General features: G+C 46.0%; 8 protein-coding genes and 1 pseudogene. 8 read left to right on the top strand and 1 reads right to left on the bottom strand.

What is annotated here, in order from left to right:
• Positions 1-375: 375 nt before the first annotated feature.
• The 7 genes and pseudogenes from JW499_RS16120 to JW499_RS16090 all read left to right on the top strand — a co-directional run.
• Positions 376-933, top strand: a complete 558-nt coding sequence (locus tag JW499_RS16120; protein WP_205211545.1) for an RDD family protein — start codon at positions 376-378, stop codon at positions 931-933.
• Between the two features lie 245 nt (positions 934-1,178).
• On the top strand, positions 1,179-1,646 hold the full coding sequence (locus JW499_RS16115) for a hypothetical protein (protein WP_205211544.1): 468 nt from the start codon (positions 1,179-1,181) through the stop codon (positions 1,644-1,646).
• Between the two features lie 150 nt (positions 1,647-1,796).
• Positions 1,797-3,779 (top strand): ATP-dependent nuclease, encoded by a 1,983-nt coding sequence (locus tag JW499_RS16110; protein ID WP_205211543.1) that lies wholly within the window; start codon positions 1,797-1,799, stop codon positions 3,777-3,779.
• Positions 3,776-4,474 carry a UvrD-helicase domain-containing protein gene (locus tag JW499_RS16105; RefSeq protein ID WP_205211542.1) on the top strand — a complete coding sequence of 233 codons (699 nt, stop codon included), beginning with the start codon at positions 3,776-3,778 and terminating at the stop codon, positions 4,472-4,474. The genes JW499_RS16110 and JW499_RS16105 overlap by 4 nt, the downstream gene beginning before the upstream one ends.
• Complete coding sequence (locus tag JW499_RS16100) at positions 4,441-5,595, top strand: 3'-5' exonuclease (RefSeq protein ID WP_205211541.1); 1,155 nt, start codon at positions 4,441-4,443, stop codon at positions 5,593-5,595. The genes JW499_RS16105 and JW499_RS16100 overlap by 34 nt, the downstream gene beginning before the upstream one ends.
• A 375-nt stretch (positions 5,596-5,970) precedes the next feature.
• On the top strand, positions 5,971-6,573 hold the full coding sequence (locus JW499_RS16095) for a hypothetical protein (RefSeq protein ID WP_205211540.1): 603 nt from the start codon (positions 5,971-5,973) through the stop codon (positions 6,571-6,573).
• Between the two features lie 432 nt (positions 6,574-7,005).
• Positions 7,006-7,371 (top strand): annotated as a pseudogene (locus tag JW499_RS16090) (IS110 family transposase); the annotation flags it as partial.
• Between the two features lie 794 nt (positions 7,372-8,165).
• On the opposite strand, the gene JW499_RS16085 reads toward JW499_RS16090, so the two are convergent.
• Positions 8,166-11,027, bottom strand: coding sequence for a valine--tRNA ligase (locus JW499_RS16085; protein ID WP_205211538.1), 2,862 nt, complete (start codon positions 11,025-11,027; stop codon positions 8,166-8,168).
• Positions 11,028-11,357: 330 nt separating this feature from the next.
• Between JW499_RS16085 and JW499_RS16080 the strand changes: the two genes are divergently transcribed.
• Positions 11,358-11,699, top strand: coding sequence for a four helix bundle protein (locus JW499_RS16080; protein ID WP_205211537.1), 342 nt, complete (start codon positions 11,358-11,360; stop codon positions 11,697-11,699).
• Positions 11,700-12,014: the final 315 nt, after the last annotated feature.

The following is a 12,014-nucleotide window of genomic DNA, read 5'->3' as shown; positions in this document are numbered from 1 at the left end:
ATACATTGCCCATCATAACAGCAATCCGAAGCCATTTATTTGGACTAAAAGTGCCCGAGACATTTTGGAAAAAGTTATTCGTGCCAACAGTCGCTTAAGCTCTAAACAGAATGCAACACTACACTAGCATGCCCTCTGGGTACCTCGTGCCGATAGGAGAGCAGCCGCTGCTCGAAAAGCAAAAGCAAAAGACCATCCCCGTTTTGGGAGGTGGGTAGTGGTTTTGTGGGCTTTCGGGGTTGAGCGGAGTTCAGTGTGGGAGTAAATTCAGTCTATAACTATTCGTTTGTTACCAGATTGCAGCGGCAATCATGCAGTTGGTCATGAAGACCCAAGGATCGAAGGCGCATGGCGTCTTGTTGAAATGGATATAATATGGAAACAGTTCAAAGCCCTTATGCAGCTCCTCAGTCAGATCTGACACTCCCTGCTGAAGAAACTATCCCTGTTGCTGCCAGCAAAATGCGGCGATTTTTAAATTACCTCATCGACATTATTCTAATGCAGGTTGTCTTTGGCTTTCTGATTGGGGTTGCCGCAATGTTGCTCTTTGGTAATGCCGGTCTTGATTACATTGATTCGATACCCGATTACCTCTTTGGGGTCACCGTTATGGTGATCTATTACCTTATTTTTGAAGGTTTTTTTGGGGTCACTATTGGCAAACTAGTAACAGGGACCCGCATAGTAAGCGAAACAGGGCTCCCTCCCGCTTTCGGCCAGATCCTGGGCCGAACTTTCCTCCGGATAGTCCCATTCGAACCGTTTTCATTTCTGGGTAAAACCGGCCGTGGCTGGCACGATACCGTATCGAATACTTATGTAATCTGCATACGGGAACCCGAAAAGAAGAGGTCTGAAAACGTTGAAAGCAAAATAGCCCCAACACCCGATCAATCTTCAGATGTTGTGGAAAGCCCAACGGGCAGGTAGATTAAACAATAACAACCGTTACCATGTTGCTATGCGCAGCGTTGTTGGTCTGGACGGCCCAGGGAATGAGACGCTGCGCGTCTCGCTAAAATGGATGCAACATGGATACCTCTCTAAAGAATCGCTGTTTGTGGCTCGCGGTTCATCGTTCAAAAAAACATGACACTGCTTATTTATTGCGTCAGCATTGTTTGCTTAGCCTGATAAGCTGCCTGTTTATACCGCAGTCCGTCTCAGCTAACCCGTTGATTGATAGCTATGTACAGTTTAACGAGAAACTGGCCTACGCTATTTTGAAGCCGATGCGTGAAGGGATGGGGGTTGAGCTTGAATCGGTTAATGTGGACTACCACGACCAGCCGGTGAGTTTTCAATACCAGATGTGGCGGCTTCGCCCCAACACTGTCTGCCTGCCTCAGAAAAATAAACTGCTTGAATACTCCGCCTGCACCGAAGCTGCCAGTCAGTTCTTCCATGAAACCTGCCAGACCCTGCAACAGAAGCCCATCAGAGCAGCCCTTTATTCAAACTACAAACGCCTCTACTGCAATGCCGCCGTCAGCTACCAGCCGGTGGTCGCCAAAGTCTGTCGTTCTCAACCGATAGATGAAAGTGCAGAGCAAAGACAGCAATGCTCAATCCTTACTGTTAAAGCACTGCGTACCCGCAAGGCTTCAGATGTTCAAGAGCGGGATCGGGTATGTGGAAATTGATGTTGAATATTTTGTTGGATAAAGAGATCGCAGGTCTGGATGAACCTGAGAAAGCGGTGTGCAATCAGAGAGTGAAACGGAGTTAGCGTGATTAATTTTACTCTGACCCAACTTTCAATTGATAATAAGTTAGCGTAACAAGGATGATTAATGAAAATTGTTCATGCTAGAGTAAAAAACTTTAGACTTCTAAAAGATGTCAGTCTGAGCCTAGACGGCAGCACGACCTTAATTGTTGGACGCAACAATACTGGTAAAACATCACTCGCTGAAGTATTTCGAAGTTTCATATCGTCTAATGCTCCAAAAATACGTTATGAGGACTTTAATCAAGCGTGTCTTCAAGAATTTGAAAATGCGTTGAATGTGTTTAAAGCAGAGGATGATGAAGTAGCAATTCGTCCCTTGATTCCGACCATTGAGTTAGAGTTATTACTAAACTATCAAGATAACGCAGATGAATATGGTGTGTTGAGTGATTTTATTGTCGATCTAGATGATGAGTTATACGAAACAAAAGTATTAATCTCCTATCAACTACGAGATGGAATGATCAAAGATTTTTTCCATTCTCTGGATACTGGAAATCGTCGGAAGTACTTCTCTGATTTAAGGGATCGCATTAGCAAATACTTCGAAGTGGCTGTATATGCGATCGAACCAACCAATCTGGAAAATAAAGTAAGAGTTGAGCTTTCAGCCTTAAAAAGACTGGTTATTTCTGGTCTGATTAATGCGCAAAGAGGCTTAGATGATGAATCGCATAGTGAAAGGGATGTTCTAGGTAAATCATTGGGGAAGCTATTCAATAGTTCGAATAGTGTAGGTGCACCAGACGCATTTAAGGCTAAAGCAGAAGAAGTCAATCAAGTTGTTGAAGCTCTTCAGAATACGGTAGATACAGATTTTCAGGATAAAGTTAAAGAACTCTTGCCCAAGCTGGCCATATTTGGCTATCCAGGTTTAGGTGACAATGAGCTAACGGCGGCTACCGAGCTTAACGTTAAATCCCTTCTAGAAAGTCATACAAGGATCTTTTACCAGGGTGAGGATCATTTCATTTTACCTGAAACCTACAATGGTTTAGGAATTCGAAATCTAATTTTTATCTTATTTAGGATCTATGAATTCTTTCGTGAATTCCAGTCTCAATCAGTGCCACCAAAAGGTCACTTAATTTTTATTGAAGAGCCTGAAGCTCACTTACACCCTCAAATGCAAGAAGTGTTTATTAGGCAGCTTGAGGAAATTGTAAGTGAATTTCAACTTCAGCTAAATGATGGAAAGTCATGGCCAGTTCAGTTTGTTGTTAGCACTCATTCTTCTAACATCGCTAATGAGGCAGATTTCAGTAAAGTTAGATATTTTTTATCAAAAGATAATAAACAGACCAAAGTCAAAGACTTAGGTGCGGAGTTCAAGGGAGAAGAGGTAAAGGCGGATAAAGAATTTTTACATAAATATCTTACGCTTACAAAGTGCGATCTATATTTTGCTGATAGGGCAATACTTATCGAAGGGGCCACTGAAAGAATTCTCTTGCCAGAGATGATTCGGAAGGTAGATAAGGAAAAGAATTGTGGTTTGAGAAGTAAGTATATGTCTGTTGTAGAAGTTGGTGGTGCTTATGCTCATCACTTTTACAAGTTTATTGATTTCCTTGAGCTTAAAACGTTATTTATAACTGACTTAGATTCTGTAAATGGAACTCACAACTCCTCTTCAATAGTTTCCGAAGGCTTAAAAAGCAGTAACGTTGGGCTTTCCGGCTGGTATGGCATTGAAGGATATGCAGAGCTCGGTGAAATTCTTGGCAAAGATGAAAGCCTTAAAGTCGATGGATGTCGAAGAATAGCGTTTCAAGTCTCAGACAGAGATGATTCTTTATGTGGCCGTAGCTTTGAAGATGCATTTATCATGGCCAATCCAGCTCTTTTCGAATTGCGAGATCTAAGTGGCGTATCGTTAGAAAAAGAAGTTTTTCAACAGGCCAAAAATGTTGGTGCTAGAAGTAAGGCAAACTTTGCAATCGAATATTCCGTAGATAAAACAGAATGGATTGTCCCTAAATACATAGCAGAAGGATTGGAGTGGCTATCAGAGGAGGCTGTGGTCGAGGAGGTGCAACAATGACTCAGTTAAGCCCAGCGGAACAAGCATCAATAGATGCTCTTAAAAAGCTCAGAAAATGTATAGATGAAAACCTTTGCTTCCGGCTTGAAGCGGGCGCTGGGGCTGGAAAAACATATTCACTAATCGAAACGATAAGTTATTTGATATCAAGCCGAGCGGAAGAGTTGCTGCGAAATAGGCAACGTATAGCGTGCATAACATATACAAATGTTGCTAAAGAAGAAATCGAAAACCGCACTGATCATCACCCAGTAATTGCTGCTGATACGATTCATGCTTTCTGCTGGAGTATTTTGCATACTTTTCAGAACAAGCTGAAAGAATATATACCCGAACTCAGCGATAAATGGGCAAAAAGGGTTGAAGAATTTGGCGGTATTACTGATCAACCAGTTAAATATGACCTTGGTTTTCCTAATATCACAGAGCATGAGGTTACTTTACATCATGATGATGTGGTTGCTCTTATGGCTCGTATGCTGACAAATTCTAAGTTCCAAAAACTTGTTAGGAATGAGTTTCCAATAATATTAATCGACGAATATCAGGATACGGACGCTCAACTCTCCGCAAGTATCGTTACTAATCTCATTGATAATGACTCCGGTGTTGTAGTCGGACTTTTTGGCGATCACTGGCAGAAAATCTATGGTTCATCCGCTTGTGGCCTAATCACAAGCCAAGAAAAAAAATAATTGAAATCGGTAAGCAAGCTAACTTCCGGTCTGATAAAAATATCGTCGGCTGCTTAAATCGTATGAGGCCCGAATTACCACAGGCGGAAGCTGATCCTGATTCTGCCGGAGAGATAAAAATCTTTCATTCTAATGAGTGGGATGGCGAAAGGAGGACGGGAGGGCATTGGAAAGGGGATCTACCTGAGGACGATGTAAAAGCTCATATAGAAAAAACTAGAGAACTGTTGGCACAAGAAGGTTTAGCTTTGTCTCCTGAAAGAACCAAGGTTTTGTTCCTTACAAATAATTTAATAGCTAGTGAACAGAGCTTTAATAGTCTTGCTTCATGTTTTCAATATCCCGATGACTATTTGAAAAAGAATGACAAATTTATACAGTTCTTTCTTGAGGTGATAGAGCCAGTAGTTTCAGCTTTCAATGATCGAAAATATGGAGAGTTACTCCAATTAAACAATAAAAATCATCCACACTTGAAGCGCCAAGCAGATAAAAAGGCTTGGTTGGTCAATTTGGGTAAGCTTCTTGAATCGACGCAAAATTCTTCAATCGGAGATGTTTTAGATCTGTTGATGACGACAAAAACACCACGGTTGCCCTCTAAGTTAGAGCAGGCATTGGTACGCTTCGCGGAGCTTGCGCAAAAGAGTACTGATGAGTGGTTAGAGGACGATACAAAATTCATTGAAAAGCTTCGTGCTTTGAGAAGTGTTGATTACACAGAGGTTCGGAATCTAGCCGAGTACATTGATTCAAAGACTCCTTTCTCTACAAAGCATGGCGTTAAGGGAGCTCAGTTTGATAATGTGTTAGTTGTCTTTGGGCGAGGTTGGAACCATTACAACTGGAATCAAATGCTAGAGTGGATGGCGGATGGATATCCAGCAGGAAAACAGGATACATTCGAACGAAATCGAAACTTGTTTTATGTAAGCTGCTCTCGAGCAAAGCATAGTTTAACTTTGCTATTTACGCAGGAACTTAGCGAAAAGTCTTTATCCGTACTCAGCCAAATTTTTGGTGAAGAGAGCATATTGGGTAATCCTTTCACTCCTAAGAGGGAGCTATCTTATATTGAAAGAAATGATCCATTTAATGAGGGTTTTAATAGGGAGCTTTAGTTATTGAAAAAGGTGACGAAAAGGGGACAGATTTATTTACAACCGGTGCTTTTCCTCGGTGCTCTCTGTGTCCTCTGTGGTAAAACTTAACAGCAGAAAAGGGGACAGTAACGGCGCAATTCAATCGCCGCGAGGTACCTTGAGAAATGGGAACAGATTTATTTTCCAAACGATAGAGAAAAGGGGGCAGATATATTTTCAAATATTGCCAGGAAGATAATCAAACCTGCTTTTGAACGATTCGGAAATGAAACAGTAAATCCGGCTAAAGTCGGTTGATAGTCTAATGAATACTGCATGTATTGCTCATGTATATTGTAGGTATTCTTCAGTCCCTAATGGGCTAAAAAATGATGTAGATAGGCACTTTCGGAAATGAGATATTTTGTTACTTTTTGTTTGATGTTTTTTTCTGTCCATGTAGAGGCTAGTCGCTGTGATGACTATATAAAAAGAGCTACAGATGATAATGCTTATGCAGTTACTCTTTACTTTGCTGGTATATGCCTTAAGAAAGTGGATAACATGAAAGCTAATGTATTCTTTTTAAAATCCTATGAAAAGGGCTATGAGGATGCCGGAAGAGAGCTTGTTATGAGTTATTTAACTAATGATAATGAGCAAAAATGGGTTGAAGCAAAACACATTATAAGGACTATAGCTCCAGATGATAGGATAGGCTATTTTTGGGAGGGGTTCTCTATAATGATGACAGCTAATAACTCAAAAGACCTGGAAGAAAGCATAGTATTCTATAAAAAATCATTTGAAAGAGGTTTTAAATATTCCTCCTTTTTTATAATGTCTTATTATTGCCAAATAGAAGACAAAGAAGGTTGTAATAAGTGGAAGCATGAACTTGAGTTAGCAACAGAAGTCGATGGCGATTCACTAGAGAGTGTAATCTCGAAAATGAAACTATCTAATCCTCTTTATATTCGAGGGGAAGATAAGATAGCTTCAATTTTGATGCGATAGTGCAGAGTCATATTTGATTTTCGAGATCTAGGTGGCAGAGTTATTATCCAAATGATAAACATGATTAACTCATCTTCTATATGAAACCAGTCTGTTCCTGTCATTCCCTCGGTGCTCCCTGTGTCCTTAGCATGCCCCTTGGGAACTGCGGTAAAACTTAAAAATTATCATCACAGAGGACACGGAGTTCACAGAGAAAAAGCTTGTGTTGAAATGTTGAAGCCAATCGCTGTGAGTACCCAGAGGGCAACTCAATCGCCGCGGGGGCGCGCCTCCCACAGCAGTCTCATCTATCGCAGTTACCCATAACGAAAAAAAGCCCAGCATCACTGCCGGGCTTTTTGCTTTTTCGAGATAATTGGACTCCCCTCGCCCCTGAACAGGAACCGAGGTACGCTGACAGTTCTCACACAACCAACTGGAGTCCGTGATATGAACATTACCATTGCTGGCGTTGATTTGGCAAAAAAGGTCTTTCAGATTTGCGTTGTTAAACGCAATACCGTGCTCTCAAATAAAGAGATGACACCCTGTCAGTTTAAGGAATGGTTAGCTAACTCAACCCCTATGACCATTGTCTTTGAGGCATGTGCTACCTCCAATTACTGGAAACAGACCGCTGAGCAACAAGGTCATGACGCTAAGCTGATTTCTGCCAAGCTCGTTTCGAATATCCGCCAAACGCAGAAGACTGATGCCAATGATGCCCTGGCAATCGTTCAGGCCAGTCAACTCGTGGATGTTCAATTTATCAACGGTAAGTCCGTCGCTCAACAAGAACTTCAATCTCTATTAAGAACAGCAGGGAAAAAGGGGACAGATTTATTTACAACCGGTGCTTTTCCTCGGTGCTCTCTGTGTCCTTAGTATGCCCTCCGGGTACTGTGGTATAAACAGTAAATGCTACCAGTATTAACTTCACAAAGAGCAACATCGTTTAACGCTGTGAGGGGGAGGGGCGAGATCAATCGCCGCGGGGGCGCGCCTCCCACAGCAGTGTCATCTATCGCAGTTGCCCAGAACCAAAAAAGCCCGGCATCACTGCCGGGCTTTTTGCTTTTTCTAGCAACTAGCAAGCGGCGGAGCCGCGTCTAGCGAGTCGCGAAGCGACGTTCTAGCCACTGTTGCTAAAGCGCCTCTATCTTAGCCGCCTGTTCTTTCAACTGCCCCAGAGATGCCTTATACTCCGCCAGCTTCTCCAGGGAAAAGGTGGCAGAGTTATTATCCAAATGATAAACATGATTAACTCATCTTCTATATGAAACCAGTCTGTTCCTGTCATTCCCTCGGTGCTCCCTGTGTCCTTAGCATGCCCCTTGGGAACTGCGGTAAAACTTAAAAATTATCATCACAAAGGACACGGAGTTCACAGAGAAAAAGCTTGTGTTGAAATGTTGAAGCCAATCGCTGTGAGTACCCAGAGGGCAACTCAATCGCCGCGGGGGCGCGCCTCCCACAGCAGTGTCATCTATCGCAGTTGCCCAGAACCAAAAAAGCCCGGCATCACTGCCGGGCTTTTTGCTTTTTCTAACTTCTAGCAAGCGGCGGAGCCGCGTCTAGCGAGGAGCGAAGCGACGTTCTAGCCACTGTTGCTAAAGCGCCTCGATCTTCCCGTACTGCTCACTAAGCTGCCTCAACGACGCCTTATACTCCGCCAGCTTCTCGCGCTCTTTAGCAACAACCGCCTCCGGCGCATTAGCGACAAACTTTTCATTGTTCAGTTTGCCTTCCAGGCGTCCGGCTTCTTTCTCCAGCTTGTCCATCTCTTTCTTCAGACGGGCCAGTTCGGCGTCTTTGTCGATCAGGCCGGCCATCGGTACCAGGACCTGCATATCGCCAACCAGTTGTACCGCTGACATCGGCTCTTCATCGCCCGGGTTGAGCCAGGTGACGGAGGCCAGTGAGGCGAGTTTGGCGAGGAATGCTTTGTTGGCTTCGAGACGGGTTTTATCGTCGGCGCTGCCGTTTTTGATCAGGATATCCAGTCCTTTGGCGGGTGAGATACCCATCTCGCCGCGGATGTTACGGACGCCGGTGATAACGCCTTTCAGCCAGTTGATATCGGCTTCGGCGGCGGCATCATGGCGGGCTTCATTGGCAACCGGGAAGGGTTGCAGCATGATGGTGTCGCCCTCGACACCGGCCAGCTCTTTGATTGACTGCCAGATCTCTTCGGTGATGTAGGGCATGATCGGGTGAGTCAGTCGCAGAATCACCTCCAGCACCCGTACCAGAGTGCGGCGGGTGCCACGCTTGGCTGCTGCAGAGGCGTTGTCATCCCACAATACCGGCTTGGACAGCTCCAGATACCAGCCACAATATTCGTTCCAGATGAAGTCATACAGCGTCTGTGAGGCCAGATCGAAACGGTATTCGTCCAGATGTTTGGTCACTTCGGCTTCGACTTTCTGCAGTTCGCTGGCGATCCAGCGGTCGGCCAGCGACAGCTCTACTTCGCTCTCTGCGGAGAGTTGTCCACAGTCTTCACCTTCGGTGTTCATCTGCACATAACGGGCAGCGTTCCAGATCTTATTGCAGAAGTTACGGTAACCTTCCAGTCGCTTCACATCCCAGTTGATATCACGGCCGGTGGAGGCCAGAGCGGCCAGGGTGAAACGCAGGGCGTCGGTGCCGTGGGCGGCGATCCCTTCCGGAAACTGCTTTTCGGTGCGTGCGGCGATCTTCTCCGCCAGTTGTGGCTGCATCATGTTGCCGGTACGTTTTTCCAGCAACTCTGGCAGGCTGATGCCATCAATCATATCCAGCGGGTCGAGTACGTTGCCCTTGGACTTGGACATCTTGTCGCCGTTTTCATCGCGGATCAGACCGGTGACGTAAACGGTTTTGAATGGTACCTGCGGCTTGTCGTCCTCATCTTTGATCAGGTGCATGGTCATCATCATCATCCGGGCAACCCAGAAGAAGATGATATCGAAACCGGTCACCAGCACATCGGTGGGGTGGAACGTTTGCAGACGCTGGGTGTTTTCCGGCCAGCCCAGGGTGCCGAAGGTCCACAGACCGGAGCTGAACCAGGTGTCCAGTACGTCATCGTCCTGACGCAGTTCGGTTTGCAGGTCCAGACCATATTTTTCCCGCGCGGCATCGGCATCTTTGGCGACGTAGACATTGCCTTCATTGTCGTAGAACGCCGGAATCCGGTGGCCCCACCACAGCTGACGGGAGATACACCAGTCCTGAATATCCCGCATCCAGGCGAAGAACATGTTTTCGTACTGCTTCGGTACGAACTTGATATCGCCGTTCTTAACCGCTTCAACGGCAGGGCCGGAGAGGGTTTTGGCATCGGCAAACCACTGATCGGTGAGCATCGGTTCGATCACTACACCGCCACGGTCACCGTAGGGGATAGTCATATCGTTCTCTTCGATCTTCACCAGCAGACCGGCGGCATCCATATCGGCAACGATCTCGCGACGGGCAGCGAAGCGCTCCATGCCACGGTATTTTTCCGGCAGGGTTTTGTCGATCTCGTGGTTTTCACTGCCATCGGTGTTGAAGGTCTCGGCCTCATTGCGGATATCGCCGTTGAGGGTGAGGATGTTGATCATCGGCAGGTTGCAGCGCTTACCCACTTCATTATCGTTGAAGTCGTGGGCCGGGGTGATCTTCACACAACCGGAACCTTTCTCCATATCGGCGTGTTCATCGCCGACAATGGGGATGCGGCGGTTAACCAGCGGCAGAATGATCTCTTTGCCGATCAGGTCTTTATAACGCTCATCATCCGGATTAACGGCGACACCGGTATCCCCCAGCATAGTTTCCGGACGGGTGGTACCGACCACCAGATAGTCATCTCCGGCAGCAGTTTTTACACCATCCGCCAGCGGGTAGCGCAGATACCACATCTTGCCTTTGACTTCGCGGTTTTCCACTTCCAGATCGGAGATCGCGGTATGCAGTTTCGGGTCCCAGTTGACCAGACGTTTGCCACGGTAGATCAGGCCTTCGTCATAGAGGCGGATAAACACCTCCTGCACGGCGTTGTAGAAGCCGGAATCCATGGTGAAACGCTCGCTTGGCCAGTCAACCGAGTCACCCAGACGGCGCATCTGGTTGGTGATCATGCCACCGGATTCACCTTTCCACTCCCAGATCTTCTCGATAAAGGCATCGCGGCCGAGATCGTGGCGGGTTTTCTGCTCTTCGGCGGCCAGCTTACGTTCAACCACCATCTGGGTGGCGATACCGGCATGGTCAGTACCGACCTGCCACAGGGTGTTTTTACCCTTCATCCGCTGATAACGGATCAGCGCATCCATAATGGTGTGCTGGAAAGCATGACCCATATGCAGGCTGCCGGTGACATTCGGCGGCGGGATCATAATGCTGTAGGCCTCGCCTTCACCGGAGGGGCTAAAGTAACCTTTCTCTTCCCAGATTTTGTACCAGGATTTCTCGATCTCGTGTGGCTGGTAAGTGGTATCCATTAAATAACCGTGCTCTCAACGCTTGAATTAGGGCAGAAAAAATAGTCGGATATTATAGCGCCGGGGGGCTTAAGTAGCTAGACGTGCTTCGCACTTGCTAGTGGTTAGGACGGAGCCTTCGGCTCCTGCTAGAAAAAGCATTTTAGTCCGCGCGAACACCAGAACTATGCTCTTGATCTTCGTTTTTTCTAGCAAGCGACGCAGTCGCATCTAACCACTAGAAAGTCGCGAAGCGACGTCTAACCACTTATTCCCGAATGGGACTGCCATTGTGAACTGCGTTTTTTTTGAACTAGACTAATTTTCATAAACGACGAAAAGGATTTTGTTATGAGTTATGAAGACCTGGATGTATGGAAGCGTGCTTGTCGGTTGAGTTGTGAGGTGTATACCGTACTTTCCCGCTGCCGGGATTTTGGCTTTAGAGATCAGATAACGCGAAGCAGCTTGTCGATACCCAGTAATATCGCGGAAGGCTTTGAGCGTGGGTCATTAAAAGAGAAACGGCAATTTCTCTATTATGCCAAAGGTTCGCTGGCAGAACTGAAAACGCAGGTCTATATCGGTCAGAGGATTGGTTACATTCACACAGAGAGAGGCTGTGACTGGCGAAAAGAGTTGGATGAGATTCAAAAAATGTTGGCAGCGCTGGTTAAATCGACGGAGCCCTGAAGCCACCGAGAATGTTCTCGCTGTGTGTACTGCTTATATCAAGCAACTGCGCCGCTTGCGAGGAAAAACCAAGATTAAACGCTTCTGATGGTTTGGCCGAGTGCGGGTTATATCTTTTTCTAGCGTCTAGCAGGAAACGAAGTTTCCGTTCTAGCTGCTCTCGCGTTTTTTGCGAGCGTCTAGCCACTGCTTGTTAAATCGCTGCAAGATGCAGCTCCATCATAAGTGACAAGTACGGTAGTTTTTGTTGTTGTTTCAATCGCCGCGAGGGCGCGCCTCCTACAAAACGTATTACGAGCCATAGAGAGATTTTGC

Origin of the sequence: Amphritea pacifica, from assembly GCF_016924145.1 — a bacterium.
GTDB lineage: Bacteria > Pseudomonadota > Gammaproteobacteria > Pseudomonadales > Balneatricaceae > Amphritea > Amphritea pacifica.
Note: the sequence above shows the minus strand (reverse complement) of the source record. Positions and strands in the feature narration are given on the sequence as shown.